The 14,823-nt window shown below is 54.0% G+C and carries 13 protein-coding genes; 5 read left to right on the forward strand and 8 right to left on the reverse strand.

The window, feature by feature from the left end:
- The first annotated feature begins 198 nt into the window (after positions 1-198).
- On the forward strand, positions 199-1,497 hold the full coding sequence (locus ACMYSP_RS18485; protein ID WP_434583497.1) for an MFS transporter: 1,299 nt from the start codon (positions 199-201) through the stop codon (positions 1,495-1,497).
- Positions 1,498-1,500: 3 nt separating this feature from the next.
- Here the strand turns inward: ACMYSP_RS18485 and ACMYSP_RS18490 are convergent, their stop codons facing one another.
- From ACMYSP_RS18490 to trxC, 5 genes are all read right to left on the reverse strand, one after another.
- The gene (locus tag ACMYSP_RS18490; protein WP_434583498.1) at positions 1,501-1,824 is read right to left on the reverse strand and encodes a YfiM family lipoprotein; all 324 of its coding nucleotides are present in this window, start codon (positions 1,822-1,824) and stop codon (positions 1,501-1,503) included.
- A 41-nt stretch (positions 1,825-1,865) separates the two neighbouring features.
- Positions 1,866-3,221: a CDP-diacylglycerol--serine O-phosphatidyltransferase gene (gene pssA / locus ACMYSP_RS18495; protein WP_123755427.1), complete on the reverse strand. Its 1,356-nt coding sequence runs from the start codon at positions 3,219-3,221 to the stop codon at positions 1,866-1,868.
- Positions 3,222-3,341: 120 nt separating this feature from the next.
- Positions 3,342-5,993, reverse strand: coding sequence for a bifunctional acetate--CoA ligase family protein/GNAT family N-acetyltransferase (locus tag ACMYSP_RS18500; protein ID WP_434583499.1), 2,652 nt, complete (start codon positions 5,991-5,993; stop codon positions 3,342-3,344).
- A gap of 35 nt (positions 5,994-6,028) precedes the next feature.
- Complete coding sequence (locus ACMYSP_RS18505; RefSeq protein ID WP_434583500.1) at positions 6,029-6,727, reverse strand: tRNA-uridine aminocarboxypropyltransferase; 699 nt, start codon at positions 6,725-6,727, stop codon at positions 6,029-6,031.
- Positions 6,728-6,797: 70 nt separating this feature from the next.
- Positions 6,798-7,223, reverse strand: coding sequence for a thioredoxin TrxC (trxC, locus tag ACMYSP_RS18510; protein WP_434583501.1), 426 nt, complete (start codon positions 7,221-7,223; stop codon positions 6,798-6,800).
- Between the two features lie 203 nt (positions 7,224-7,426).
- Between trxC and ACMYSP_RS18515 the strand changes: the two genes are divergently transcribed.
- Positions 7,427-8,497: a tRNA/rRNA methyltransferase gene (locus ACMYSP_RS18515; RefSeq protein ID WP_123755423.1), complete on the forward strand. Its 1,071-nt coding sequence runs from the start codon at positions 7,427-7,429 to the stop codon at positions 8,495-8,497.
- A gap of 69 nt (positions 8,498-8,566) precedes the next feature.
- Here the strand turns inward: ACMYSP_RS18515 and ung are convergent, their stop codons facing one another.
- Positions 8,567-9,256: a uracil-DNA glycosylase gene (gene ung / locus ACMYSP_RS18520; RefSeq protein WP_434583502.1), complete on the reverse strand. Its 690-nt coding sequence runs from the start codon at positions 9,254-9,256 to the stop codon at positions 8,567-8,569.
- Positions 9,257-9,572: 316 nt separating this feature from the next.
- Here ung and grcA point away from each other — a divergent pair, with 316 nt between their 5' ends.
- The gene (grcA, locus tag ACMYSP_RS18525; protein ID WP_434583503.1) at positions 9,573-9,956 is read left to right on the forward strand and encodes an autonomous glycyl radical cofactor GrcA; all 384 of its coding nucleotides are present in this window, start codon (positions 9,573-9,575) and stop codon (positions 9,954-9,956) included.
- A gap of 56 nt (positions 9,957-10,012) precedes the next feature.
- Here the strand turns inward: grcA and srmB are convergent, their stop codons facing one another.
- Complete coding sequence (srmB, locus tag ACMYSP_RS18530; RefSeq protein ID WP_434583504.1) at positions 10,013-11,338, reverse strand: ATP-dependent RNA helicase SrmB; 1,326 nt, start codon at positions 11,336-11,338, stop codon at positions 10,013-10,015.
- Positions 11,339-11,470: 132 nt separating this feature from the next.
- Between srmB and trmN the strand changes: the two genes are divergently transcribed.
- The gene (trmN, locus tag ACMYSP_RS18535) at positions 11,471-12,208 is read left to right on the forward strand and encodes a tRNA(1)(Val) (adenine(37)-N(6))-methyltransferase TrmN (protein ID WP_434583505.1); all 738 of its coding nucleotides are present in this window, start codon (positions 11,471-11,473) and stop codon (positions 12,206-12,208) included.
- Here the strand turns inward: trmN and nadB are convergent.
- Positions 12,193-13,812, reverse strand: a complete 1,620-nt coding sequence (gene nadB / locus ACMYSP_RS18540; RefSeq protein ID WP_434583507.1) for an L-aspartate oxidase — start codon at positions 13,810-13,812, stop codon at positions 12,193-12,195. The genes trmN and nadB overlap by 16 nt on opposite strands.
- A gap of 421 nt (positions 13,813-14,233) precedes the next feature.
- Between nadB and rpoE the strand changes: the two genes are divergently transcribed.
- A complete protein-coding gene (gene rpoE / locus ACMYSP_RS18545) occupies positions 14,234-14,809 on the forward strand; it encodes an RNA polymerase sigma factor RpoE (protein WP_004866461.1) in 576 nt (191 codons plus the stop codon).
- The last annotated feature ends 14 nt before the right edge of the window (positions 14,810-14,823 follow it).

The raw sequence follows: 14,823 nt of genomic DNA on the forward strand, positions 1-14,823 counted from the left end.
CGCCGCCTCCTCACCATATTCCACTTTATCCCTGGCCATGTTGTAGCGTTAATCCCGAAAACCAGATGACGGAAAAAAATGTGAATTCATTCACATATAATCAAATAACAATTATATAACATTTAGTTTACTAATTGATTTGTCTCAGTGACGTGGAACGCCCAGACAGATTGCAGTCCTTGCTGGAGCAGAATAACAATGGCAGAAAGTAGTCTTAACGAACGGGGCTCGCTGGAGCACAGCGACACTCGTCGTCGCATATGGGCAATTGTAGGTGCATCTTCGGGTAATCTGGTCGAATGGTTTGATTTTTACGTCTACTCATTCTGCTCTCTCTATTTTGCACACATCTTTTTTCCTTCAGGAAACACGACCACTCAGCTATTGCAAACCGCCGGGGTTTTCGCTGCAGGCTTTCTGATGCGCCCCATTGGAGGGTGGCTGTTCGGACGTATCGCTGATCGCCGTGGCCGTAAAACCTCAATGCTCATTTCCGTCTGCATGATGTGTGCAGGCTCGCTGGTCATTGCCTGTTTACCCGGCTACGAAACAATAGGTACCTGGGCTCCCGCACTATTACTCGTAGCGCGCCTGTTCCAGGGGATCTCCGTCGGAGGGGAGTACGGGACCAGTGCAACCTATATGAGTGAGGTCGCTGTCGAAGGTAAAAAAGGCTTCTACGCCTCATTCCAGTACGTCACGCTGATTGGCGGACAGTTACTGGCCGTACTTGTGGTCGTGGCCTTACAGCAAATCCTCAACGATGAACAACTGCATGCATGGGGATGGCGGATCCCATTTGCGCTAGGGGCCGTGCTCGCCGTCGTCGCCTTATGGCTGCGTCGCCAGTTGGATGAAACCTCTAAGCAAGAGACCCGAGCGTTAAAAGAAGCGGGTTCTTTCAAAGGGCTATGGCGCAACCGTAAAGCATTTATGATGGTGCTGGGCTTTACCGCCGCGGGGTCGTTAATTTTTTATACCTTTACGACCTATATGCAGAAATATCTGGTCAATACGGCAGGGATGAGTGCCAGTACGGCAAGCGTGATCATGACCGCGGCACTGTTCGTCTACATGCTGGCGCAGCCGCTGTTCGGGGCGCTGTCAGATAAAATTGGCCGTCGGACATCAATGATCTGCTTTAGCGCATTAGCAACGCTCTTTACGGTGCCGATTTTAAGCGCCTTACAGAATGTGACCTCACCTTATGCCGCGTTTGCGCTGGTTATTTGTGCGTTGATGATTGTGAGTTTTTATACTTCGATCAGCGGTATTCTGAAAGCGGAGATGTTCCCGGCGCAGGTACGAGCCTTAGGGGTCGGCCTGTCCTATGCGGTGGCGAATGCGTTGTTTGGCGGTTCCGCTGAGTACGTTGCATTATCGCTGAAATCAGTTGGTATCGAACACGTCTTCTATTGGTACGTTACCGTGATGTGCGCCATCGCGCTGCTGGTCTCTCTGATGCTGCACCGTAAAGGCAAAGGGCTGAGACTCTAGATATTACTGATGCGCCAGTTGCCACACGGCGTAACCCGTTGTGGCACCGGCGACATCCCATGCGAAGTCTTTCCAGCTCCAGCCGCTTCCTGCAGGGCGGCTGTCCCACAGCTCTTTCGATGCCCCCAGACTAACGGAAAACATAAAGCCAATTGCCGCACTGCGGTCACGGCTGTAGCCCTGATGTTGGGCATACTCATTCCCGGCAGCCGAGAGCATCGCCGACGCAATAAAGTGCTGAGCTTTATCCTGGCCGCGCCACGAATCGTTAGCCATATGGCTACAACCAGTGAGCAGTAGTGGGGCAAGAATGATGAAATTACGCATACACATTCCAGAAAAAAGCCCCGGCAAGACGGGGCAGATGTTCAGAGAATACGGCTGATCAGTCGATCAATACGAATACGCCTCAGGCGGCGAATCAGTTTTCGCACTTTAACCGGATAATCCGCGATGCTTTGCAGATCGCGATAGTGTTTAACGATGGTGGTATGCTCGCGGATCAGATGCAGCTCTTTTTCGCGCATCGCACCCAGCTGTTGCTGCGGATCGTGAATGAGGATGGCGTTTTCCAGATCCAGGCGCCAGGCACGCGGATTGAGGTTGTTGCCGGTCAACAACATCCACTCATCATCAACCCACATCCCTTTCAGGTGATAGCTGTTGTCCTCATCCTTCCACAGTCGCACTACCAGCTGGTCCGTATTGACGTAATACTGCAGCCGGCTCAGAAAGCGGCGGAGGTTAATTTCATACAGATACGGGAGCGCCCCGATAATCTTAAACGGCTGATCTTCCGGAATATAGAAGTCATTCGCCGTTTTATCGCCAACGATAATCTCGACTTTCTTGCCGCTACGCAGCAACTGGATAATATTACGCACCAGCAGCGCGGGAAGGTTGAAGTAGGGGGTACAGATAGTCAGCTTATGCTCAGCACAGGGCATAAGGTGAAAAATGGTTTTGTTCAGGAGGCTCGATTTGCCGAGGCCAACCAGCGGGGTGACCGACAGCCGATCGTCATCAGCATTGCCGACAAAATGATAGCTGCTGTCACGCAGGTCCTGGCGGTACTGACGGATCTCATTTTTGATTTCCGGGCTTTTCGGACGGCTGGCGCTGTCGAGACGGTTAACACCACGCCCCTGGACCAGGTTGTGATCGACCCAATCGAACATCACATCGGCCATTTTGGCGTTGCGAATACACTGGTAACGATCGTAACGATATTTATCGTGCTGGTGCAGGTAGACATCGTTCAGGCTTGCGCCGCTGTAGAGGACGCAATCATCAATGATAAAACCTTTATAGTGGAGAACACCCAAGGCTTCTCGGGTATTCACCGGTACGCCATATACCGGGACATTGACGCCAGGATTTTCCTGCGCCATGCGACAGTACCAGTCGGCATTGGTATTTGCCGCAGCGGCGCCGATACGCCCACGTTGGGCGCGGTGCCAGTCAACCAGAATGCGTACATCTAACTCCGGACGCTGGCGTTTGGCGTCGTACAGTGCCTGCAGAATTCCTTTGCCGCCATCATCCTGCTCGAGATAGAGCGCAATAATACAAATACGCTGGGTGGCGTGGGCTATCTTGGCCAGTAACGCCTGACGAAAATCCGCAGGCGCGTAATAGAACTCGATATCATCAACTGACTGAGAAAGCTTAGGGAGTTGGGCAAGGTGTTGTTGATGTTTATTACGCTTAAATTTTGACAACATCACAGTGCGTTTCTTCTCTGTTTATTGAAGGGTCTTCTGTACCATGCAGACGACGTAAGCGGGCAATAATAACATTACTGTTCGCGAATGTGGTCAACAATTGCGGCCGCCAGTTTATGATTATTGCGGTGTAAACTGTAGGGATAAACTGACAATCCCATCTTCCAGCTGAATATCAACCGTGAATCCCAGTTTTCTGGCCAGGCCAATCATGCCTCTGTTATTTGGCATCGTGATGCCATTTAACCGCTGCAGGCCGTGGCTCTGCGTGTAGGTGATCAGTTTCTCCAGCAGCCGCCGGCCAAGCCCCAGGCCTTTCAGGTCGGAACGGACCAGCACGGCAAATTCCGCATCAATATTATCAGGATCGGAAATGGCTCTTGTTACACCGAGAATTTCATTCCCCTCGGCGGTGGCACGCACGGCAACAAACGCCATTTCTCGATCGTAGTCGATCTGCGTCATATTGGCTAAGTCGTCGTGGGTAAATTCATTGATTTCGCTGAAATAGCGATAATACAGATCCTCTTTCGTCACCTGAGCGATGAATGCCATCAGCAACGGTTCATCTTCCGGCAGAATAGGACGGAACAGGCAGCGCTCGCCATTTTTCATCACCACCCATTCTTCTTGCTGTTGAGGGTAGGGGCGGATAGCCAGCCGGCTTTCGCTGTCGCCGCTAAACGGGGCAAGGCCTAGCGTGACGTCGAGCGCCGTGAACTCGTTCCCCGAGGCCAGCAGCGGATGGATGTCCAGCCGCTGGATCTCCGGGCAATCAACGATCAGATTCGACACCTGAACCAGCAGCTGGCTCAGACCGGAAACATCCAGCGGACGTAGCGCGCTGCGGCCACGGATCTTCTTGCTTTTGATCGCCTGGATCACCAGATAGCGGGCAAGGTTCATATTGAGCGGTGGCAGAGCCACGGCGGCCTGATCTTCCGCCCGCCATTCGACACCACCTTCACCCAGCATAATCAGTGGGCCAAAAACCGGATCGTGCTCAACAACAACACGCAGTTCCTGCGCCCCGGCACGGTTCGCCATGCTTTGCACCAGCAGACCGTGAATACGCGCCTGAGGCCAGGCCATTTTTACGCGGTCAAAAATGGCGTCCGCCGCCCGTTGGACTTCGGTGGCCGTTCGCAAATAGAGCATGACGCCCTGAACTTCGGATTTGTGCGGAATATCCGGCGAGCGAAGCTTCAGGGCCACCGGGTAACCAATTTGTTCGGCGATATGTACGGCTTCGGCGCTGTCGGCGGCAATCCAGGTCGGTAGCGTATGGATGCCATACGCGTGTAACACCGGACTGACCTCATGGGTATCTAGCGAATGTGCGCCTTCGTTAATCGCCTGCTGCAACAGCATATGGGCTTGTTCAGTATTTGCCGTCACCATATCTGACAGCACCGGTGTTTCCCGCAGTTGTTTCTGGTTACGTCGGTATTCCACCATGTGCATAAATGCGGTAATGGTCCCTTCCGGCGTACGGTAGGTTGGCAGACCCGCATCGCTAAACAGACGACGAGCTTCCTGGGATGAGTATTCGCCACACCAGTTCGTCAGTACCGTGACATATTTCCCACGTGGGTGCTGCTTCAGCGCGTCAATCAGCGCCAGTGCGCTTTCCGTTCCCGGCGCGGCGGCGCTGGGAGAGTGGATCACCAACAGGGCATCATAGTCATGACTATCCAGCAGAACGTTCAGCGCCTTGAGGTAATGTTCACTGCTGGCATCATCACGGAGATCCAGCGGGTTTGCGATACCAATACCGGTTGGCAGGGCCTGGCGCAACTGGCTACAGGTCTCGTCGCTAAGCGTGGCCAGCTTACCGTTGCGTAGCCACAGTTCGTCCAGCGCCAGCGCCGCCGGGGCGGCACCGTTGCTGATTATCATCAGCTTTTCACCCCGCAGTGGACGCATATGACTGAGGGTTTCAACTGCGGAGAAGAGCTCATGAGTATCCTGTACTCGCAGCAGGCCCGCGCGTTGAATCGCAGCGTCCCAGGCCGGATCCATACCGGAATTGACGTGCAGCAGCTGTTGCGCCGCCGGACTACGGCCGCTTTTTATCACCAGAATCGGTTTATTACGTGATGCGCTGCGTGCGGCGGAAACAAAGCTACGGGCATCGCTCAGGTGCTCAAGATAGAGAAGAATAGCGCTGGTTTTACTGTCGCGGGCCAGAAAATCGAGGAGATCGTCTACGTCGATATCGAGGCTGTCCCCGAGGGCAATAAAGTAAGAGAAGCCCATCTCACGCTGCTGCGCCCAGTCGAGAATGGTATTCGAAACCGCCGCTGACTGAGAGATAAACGCCAGTTTGCCACGATGAATCGGAACCGGAGAAAAGCTGGCATTCAGACCCTGCCACGGGGCGAGTAGACCGAGGCTGTTGGGGCCAAGCAGGCGCATTTGGTAACGGGTTGCGCATTCAAGCAGCGCAGGGTACTGGTCCGGCGGAGAGGAGAGAATAATGCAGGTTTTACACCCTTTTTGCCCTAACGCTTCCAGCAGAGAAAGATTGCGTCGGGCATTGGTACAAAGCACCGCAAGGTCCGGAGTGAAGGGCAGGCTGTCGATGGTGGGCCATGCCAGCACGCCCTGAACGGCTTTCCAGGCGGGCGTAACGGGCAACACCGGGCCGTTAAATCCACCGGCCAGCAGGTTGCGCATCATCAGATAACCGGCACGCTGCGGTTTCATTGACGCGCCAATAACGGCAATCGACTTCGGACGCAGCAGCGCTTCCAGGCCTCTTTGGCTCATACCGGTCTCCTTTGATCCCCAGTGACCGAATGATTTTAAACGCTTTCTGCTATTTGTGCTGTGATACTGCCCTTATGCTGGGTTTTTCCCGCCAGATAGCGGGAACGGAACAGACTAAAATGATCGCCAAGTGCGCGGGCGGCCTTCCGATCGTCGGCAAGATCCAGCAGCGCAATGGCCACTTCCGCGGTGCAATACTGCCCCTCGGCATGCGCTTCTCTCAGGTGATAGGCCGAAATACGTGAGAGATCGACAGAGATGACCGGCAGCGCGTCAAGATACGGGCTTTTACGAAACATTTTTCGCGCTTCCGTCCAGGTGCCGTCGAGCATAATAAACAGCGGCGGTTTACCCGCTGGCGGCGCGCTCAGTACCTGGCGTTCGGCTCCCGCATAAGAGGCCGGGAATACAACCATCGGCTGGTAATTTGGATCGGCGACAGCATCAAGTAGCGCCTGCGGTGGTTCCGTTCGCGACCATTGAAAAGCGGTGGTATTCGGCAGAATATCGGCAATGAGCCGCCCGGTATTACTGGGCTTCATCGGCTCGGTATCAAACATTACCAGACAGAAACGGCTGGTGGCTGTGGCCGGGACTAGCGTGGCGCACAGGCACTGTTTGAGCGGCAGTAAGCAGCGCTGGCAGCGGTGAATACGGTTACCACGAGCGAGAAAAGGCCGGGTCGCGCGAGCGAGACGTTCGGCGCGAAGACGAAGAACGGCGTTGTCCATCATAAAGGGTCGCTAAGAAAAAACGCCATTGTCGCAGAGGTAAAAAGGGGGCACAAGCAGTGCCCCAGCAGGTTTACTGTTGGTTGGCTTCGTTAAGCCAGCTGTCAAACGGTGCTTTTGGTACTGCACCGTTCAGCATGTCGATGACTTCACCATTTTTAAACATCATAATGGTCGGGATACTGCGGATGCGGAAACGTGCGCTGAGCTCGCGTTCAGCTTCGGTATTGACTTTCACGAAGCGCATCTTGCCGCTACGCTCTTCCGCAACGTCTTCGAAGATGGGGGCAAAATTACGGCAGGGGCCACACCAGGGCGCCCAGAAATCAACAACAACGGGCAGATCGTCCTTGAGTAGTTTATCCAACGTTGCCCCGGTCGCGTTGATCACATCGCCGTCAAAAAGATCGTGGCCGCAGCGTCCGCACTTCGCGCCATCGGCGCTACGTTCGTCGGGGATGCGGTTCAGAGCCTGACAACTGGCACAAACGGTATTCATAACTAACCTCTGGTTATGGGTTGCAGCGTGGCACGTGGCCGATTTGTTTCTGTAATGTTACATATTATTGATTAGCGACGAGTAAACAACAATGCGTTTTGTTCGATGAGTACAATAGACCCTATCTTTTAAACGAAAGAATGGCGCGGCGGTGACACATCGGGTAATCTGCGCGCTTCGCGCAGCGCAGGTGGAGAAAATTGATGAGCGACGAACTGAAAAATAAAAGCGGCAAGGTCAAAGTGATGTATGTCCGCAGTGATGATGATTCTGACAGACGTACCCATAACCCGCGAACCGGGAAAGGGGGAGGTCGCCCAGGAAAATCTCGTGTTGACGGCCGTAGCCGCCCTGCCCGCGATGAGCGAAACAGCCGCGGCGATGACCGCAAACGTGACGATCGTAAACGTGATGATTTCGATCGCGATGGTGGTTCTCCATGGCGCACCGTTTCGCGTGCACCGAATGATGACGCGCCGGCCAAACCAGACCACGGTGGGATCAGCGGCAAAAGCTTTATCGATCCGGAAGTGCTGCGTCGTCAGCGTGCGGAAGAGACCCGCGTCTATGGTGAAAATGCCTGCCAGGCACTGTTCCAGAGCCGTCCGGATGCGATCGTTCGCGCCTGGTTTATCCAGAGCGTGACCCCACGCTTCAAAGAAGCGTTGCGCTGGATGGCGGCGAATCGCAAAGCTTATCATGTTGTTGATGAAGCCGAACTGGCCAAAGCCTCCGGTACCGAACACCATGGTGGGGTATGCTTCCTGATCAAGAAACGCAACGGGACCTCCGTGGCGCAGTGGGTTGCTAAAGCCGATGCCGAAGATTGCGTGCTGGCGCTGGAAGATGTTGGCAACCCGCACAACCTCGGGGCGATCATGCGTAGCTGCGCGCATTTCGGCGTGAAGGGCGTGGTCGTACAGGATGCCGGTATGCTGGAATCTGGTGCGGCGATCCGTACCGCAGAAGGTGGCGCGGAACACGTTGAGCCGATCACCGGTGACAGCTTCCTCGACACCCTGGAGCAGTTCCGTAAAGCGGGCTATGCGATTGTCTCGACCTCCAGCCACAACGGTACGCCGCTGCACAAAGCTGAGCTGCCGAAGAAAATGGTGCTGGCGTTAGGTCAGGAGCGTGATGGTTTGTCCGATGCGGCGATTTCCAGCGCGGATCTTAACGTTGCTATCGAAGGCACCGGCAATGTCGAAAGCCTGAACGTCTCTGTCGCAACCGGCGTATTGCTCGCTGAATGGTGGCGCCAGAACAAGGCCTGATCGCAGAGTTGATCTAAAAAAATGCCAGCGTAATGCTGGCATTTTTGTCTCTGCAGAACGCTGACGGGGTTATTCCTGCCTGGCGGGTAACACCGGCATCCAGTCGATGGGCGGCTCGCCTCGCTCGGCCAGCCACTGATTCGCCTGAACAAAATGATTGCTGCCAAAGAAGCCGCGATGAGCGGAAAGCGGTGAAGGATGCGGTGCCTTCAATACGCAATGGCGCTGGCGATCGATAATCGCGCCTTTCTTTTGCGCATGCGCGCCCCACAGTAAAAATACCACCCCTTCACGATGTTCATTGATCAGCGAAATCACTTTATCGGTAAAAGTCTCCCAGCCAAGGCTGGCATGAGAATGGGCTTGTCCCGCTCGTACCGTCAGGACGGTATTGAGCAACAGCACGCCTTGCCGTGCCCAGCTTTCCAGATAACCGTGCGCAGGGCGGCTGAAACCAGGGACGGTCCCTTCCAGTTCTTTATACATGTTGAGCAGCGAAGGGGGCGTCGCGATCCCCGGAAGTACCGAGAAGGCCAGGCCATGTGCCTGACCAGGCCCGTGATAAGGATCCTGACCCAGAATCACCACTTTGACATCGCCAAGTTCGGTATAACGAAAGGCGTTGAAGACATCTTTTTGCGGCGGGTAAATCGTCATCCCCGACTGGCGTTCTTCGGCGACGGTTTTCAGGGTATTCACAAAATAGGGCTGCTGCTTCTCTTCCACCAGCACGTCGTGCCAGGTCAATGGGGTCGTCATTCTGCTCTCCTGCAAAGTGTCATCGCTATAGCTTAACTGCTTCTTTCTGCATAACAAAATCTGCACGCCGCAGTTGACGTTTCACATGCAAAAATAATTGAAAATTTACAAAATTATTTTGCATTGGCTATGGCGTAACTTGATGTAAAACAATAATATCCCCCTATACCCATTTGTACTGCATGGTTTTTGTTGATTTAGGTCAATGAATGCCGGGTGGTTGACTGATATACATACACTCATACAACAATGGTTTTACCAATTGGCCGCGAACAGGCCAGGAAGACGAATAACTATTGCCTAAGGGAGGCATCAAATGATTACTGGTATCCAAATCACTAAAGCTGCAAATGACGACCTGCTGAACTCTTTTTGGCTGCTGGATAGCGAAAAAGGCGAAGCGCGCTGCCTGTGTGCCAAAGGCGGTTTTGCGGAAGATGACGTGGTTGCGGTGAGCAAACTGGGCGAAATCGAATATCGCGAAGTTCCGCTTGATGTGAAACCGGAAGTCCGCGTTGAAGGTGGTCAGCACCTGAACGTTAACGTGCTGCGTCGTGAAACGCTGATGGATGCGGTTGAACATCCGGAAAAATACCCGCAGCTGACCATTCGTGTCTCTGGCTATGCCGTACGTTTTAACTCCCTGACGCCAGAGCAGCAGCGTGACGTTATTGCTCGTACTTTTACAGAAAGCCTGTAAGTCGAAGCCTGAAAATAAAAACGCCGGGATATCCCGGCGTTTTTTTTGCTCTCTGCTTACTGCGGAGTACTGCTATCGCTACCGCTTGGTTTACGACGCTTACCCACATTCTTAGCATCACGGTGACGTTTTTTCACGCGTGTCTTATCTTTGTCTTTCTCTTTTTTCTGCTCGGCACGCTTAGCCATCACCTTCTTGGAAGGTTTACCAGTCAGCTTTTCACTCGGTGCACGGGTGGTTGGACGTAATTCATCAATTACGCGCGCCTTCAGCGGCTCCTCGATGTAACGACCAATTTTCCCCAACAGCAGATGATCGTGGGCTTCGACCAGAGAAATGGCAATGCCTTTTTTCCCTGCGCGACCGGTGCGTCCGATGCGGTGCAGGTAAGTATCGGCCGTGCGCGGCATATCGAAGTTGAATACGTGGCTTACGTCAGGAATATCGATCCCGCGCGCGGCGACGTCGGTGGCAATCAGCACGTTCATGCGGCCATCGGTCATGCGCTTAATGGCTTCGTTACGTTTAGCCTGCACCATCTCGCCTTCCAGCCAGCAGGTATTAATACCCGCTTCGCGCAGCCAGGATGCCAGCTCATGAACACGCTCGCGTTTACGTACAAAGACGATGGAACGGGTCGCATCCGGCTGTTGCAGCAGGTTAATCAGCAGCGCGGTTTTATGCTTGATATCATCGGCGCGATAGTACCACTGGTGAATTTTCTTACGTTCACGGGTGGAGGGGCTGGCGGAGACTTCAACGGGCTCTTCCAGCAGACGCTCGGCAAAGTCTTTGATCGCATCGCCTTCCAGCGTTGCAGAAAACAGCATGGTCTGCTTACGCCAGCGGGTTTCACCGGCAATGTGCTCGATATCCTGGGCGAAGCCCATATCCAGCATACGGTCCGCTTCGTCGAGGATCAGCGTTTCGACAGCCCGGCAATCGAAGTTTTCTTCTTTAATATATTGCAGCAGTCGTCCGGTGGTGGCGACCACGATATCCTGATTCTCGCTGAACACTTCCGCATGGTTCATATACGCGACACCGCCGGTAATGGTGGCGATATCCAGATGCGTGTGCGCAGCCAGTTCGCGCGCGTGGTCAGCGACCTGCATTGCCAGCTCACGGGTTGGTGTCAGGATGAGAATGCGCGGTGGTCCGGATTTTTTGCGTGGGAAATCAAGCAGGTGCTGCAACGCTGGCAGCAGGTATGCCGCAGTTTTACCGGTGCCTGTCGGGGCTGAACCGAGAATGTCACGGCCATCAAGCGCAGGCGGAATAGCGGCGGCCTGAATGGCTGTCGGGCGTGTGAAACCTTTTTCCTGGAGGGCTTCCAGAAGGTTTTCGTCGAGTTCAAGTTCGGAAAAAGTCGTTACAGTCATGATCTACCTCTGAGTGGACCGACGATTATAGACGTTACGGGCATAATGTTCATCTGTTTGTAAGGCTATCTGTTCTCCGGTATTGTGCATAGCCTCAAGTCCAGGCGTTTTTCGTCCGCAAGGTTATTAAGGATGTCTCAGTCGAAGTTTGCGCTGCCGCGCAATGGTTTTACGTTTAAACAGTTCTTTGTTGCTCACGATCGATGTGCAATGAAAGTGGGCACCGATGGCATTTTGCTCGGTGCGTGGGCACCGATCGCGCAGGTAAAACAGGTGCTGGATATTGGCACCGGTAGCGGCCTGCTGGCCTTGATGCTGGCGCAGCGAACCGACGCTCGGGTCACGTTAGATGCGGTGGAACTCGACGACAATGCGGCAGACCAGGCGCGGGAAAACGTCGATGCGTCTCCGTGGTCGGCACGAATCCAGGTTCATCAGGCGGATATTCAACAATGGCAACCTCCGCAAACCCGGCGCTATGAACTGATTGTCAGCAATCCGCCTTTTTTTGCTGAAGGTGTTCCCTGCGCGACATCGCAGCGCGAACAGGCGCGATATACCACCACGCTCGATCATGCGACGCTTTTAACCTGCGCCGCGGAGTGTATCACAGAAGAAGGGTTTTTCTGTGTGGTGCTGCCGGTGGATATCGGCAACGCATTTGTCCAGCGCGCCCAGAACATGGGTTGGCATTTGCGCTTGCGTACCGATGTGGCGGAGACGGAAATGCGACCTCCGCACCGGGTGCTGTTGGCGTTCTCGCCGATGGCGGGAGAGTGTTTTAGCGATCGCCTGATTATCCGCGGGCCAGAGCAACAATACTCTGAAGGGTTTACTGCCCTGACCCAGGACTTCTATCTCTTTATGTGAAGCAGGGGCGAGAGGATTGACGGCCCGCTGTTTGGGAGCTGCTCTGGATAATCCAGCGTATAGTGTAATCCGCGGCTCTCTTTGCGCAGCATCGCGCAGCGAACGATCAACTCTGCAACCTGCACCAGGTTACGTAACTCCAGCAAATTGTTAGACACGCGGAAGCGCGCGTAATATTCGTCAAGTTCCTGTTGCAGCATGGTGATACGGCGTAACGCGCGCTCCAGGCGGCGTGTGGTACGTACGATACCGACATAGTCCCACATCAGTAATCTCAGCTCATGCCAGTTATGCTGAATGACCACCAGCTCGTCGGGGATCTCAACCTGGCTCTCATCCCAGGAAGGGAGCCCGTTGACCGGTTGGGCAAACGGCATGCGCTTCATAATATCTTCGGCGGCGGACCAGCCATAAACTAGACATTCAAGCAACGAATTGGACGCCATGCGGTTAGCCCCGTGGAGCCCGGTGTAGCTCACCTCGCCAATGGCATACAGTCCGTCGACGTCGGTGCGGCCGTGGTCATCGACCATCACGCCACCACAGGTATAGTGAGCAGCAGGGACGATTGGTACCGGTTCTTTTGTCAGATCGATCCCCAGGCCAAGCAGTTTTTCGTAGATCATCGGGAAGTGCTGACGGATGAAGGCTTCCGGTTTATGGCTGATGTCGAGATACATGCAGTCGACGCCGAGCCGCTTCATTTCATGGTCAATGGCGCGGGCGACGATATCGCGCGGGGCCAGTTCGCCGCGTTCGTCAAAATCGGGCATAAACCGCGAGCCATCCGGGCGCTTCAGATATGCCCCTTCGCCGCGTAACGCTTCTGTCAGCAGGAAATTGCGTGCTTGCGGATGGTATAACGCGGTGGGGTGAAACTGGTTAAACTCAAGGTTAGCGACGCGACAGCCCGCTCGCCACGCCATGGCAATGCCATCGCCGGAAGAGACATCCGGGTTAGTAGTGTACTGATATACTTTGGCGGCACCACCGGTGGCCAGGACCACGGACTTAGCGCTGCAGGTTTCTACCTTTTCTTTATTACGGTTCCAGATCCAGGCGCCAACGACGCGGCGCGTACCGGGCAGGCCGATTTTATCGGAAATGATCAGATCGACCGCATTGCTCCGTTCCAGCACCCGAATATTCGGGTGAGACAGTGCCTGGCTGACGAGCGTGGTTTCCACCGCTCTGCCTGTCGCATCGGCCGCATGAAGAATACGACGATGGCTGTGGCCCCCTTCGCGGGTCAGATGGTAGCTCTGCTCGCCGTTAGCCTGAGTTTGGGTATCAAACAGGACGCCCTGATCGATAAGCCACTGCACGCAAGGCTTGGCATTGCTGGCGACGAAAGAGACCGCATGGCGATCGCACAGGCCAGCGCCGGCGATAAGGGTATCTTCTACATGGGATTCCACGCTGTCCGTCTCATCAAAGACCGCGGCAATGCCGCCCTGAGCGTATAACGTAGAGCCTTCGCTGATTGGGCCTTTGCTCAGTATGGTCACGGAGCTATTCTCCGCCAGCCGCAGAGCAAGGGATAAACCGGCGGCACCGCTACCGATAATCAGCACATCACAGGAAAAGTCAGGTGTAGTATTCATGGGCTTTGTTTAATTTACTAAACACGATGAAGCCACAATAGCACCTGGTTGTGATGAATCGTACATTTTTTTTTCGACTGGTTGCGGAAACTAAACACTGGTTGGCGGAGCGGCGTACAGGTAAAGGAGAGAAAATATTTGCGAAGCAGATCGTTAGCTTCAGATTTTATAGTGAAATAAAAACGATGTTACGTTACCCTTCTGGCGGACCTTACGCTTTTCTTCATCATCTTACCTGGCGTTGAGTTGCGGGACTTATAATGAGAGATAACAAATCGTCCGCCGTTGCCAGAGAAAAAACAAAGGCGTAACGGAACTTTATTGTTTTCAGACACTCCAATCGTCTGCTTGCTCATAATGCAGTGATTGGGTAGTGCTTTGAAGGCGCATGGGAATTGGGTTTGGGGAGACATTACCTCGGATGAGCGAGCAGTTAACGGATCAGGTCCTCGTTGAACGGGTCCAGAAAGGAGATCAGAAGGCGTTTAATCTGCTGGTGGTACGCTATCAGCATAAGGTTGCGAGCCTGGTTTCCCGCTACGTGCCACCGGGCGATATCCCTGATGTCGTTCAGGAGTCGTTCGTAAAAGCATGGCGCGCGCTGGAGTCCTTCCGGGGAGATAGTGCTTTTTATACCTGGTTATATCGTATCGCCGTCAACACGGCGAAGAATTATCTGGTAGCTCAGGGGCGCCGCCCGCCGTCCAGCGATGTTGACGCCAATGAGGCTGAAAACTTCGAAAGTGGTGGGGCACTGAAAGAAATTTCGAACCCTGAGAATTTAATGTTGTCAGAAGAACTGAGACAAATAGTTTTTCGTACCATTGAATCGCTCCCGGAAGATTTACGCATGGCAATTACATTGCGGGAGCTTGATGGCCTGAGCTATGAAGAGATAGCCGCTATCATGGATTGTCCGGTAGGGACCGTACGTTCGCGTATTTTCCGGGCACGAGAAGCTATTGATAATAAAGTTCAACCGCTCATCAGGCGTTGACGATAGCGGAATAC

The organism is Klebsiella sp. R390 (genome assembly GCF_051131745.1).
In the GTDB taxonomy this organism is placed as follows: Bacteria; Pseudomonadota; Gammaproteobacteria; order Enterobacterales; family Enterobacteriaceae; genus Klebsiella.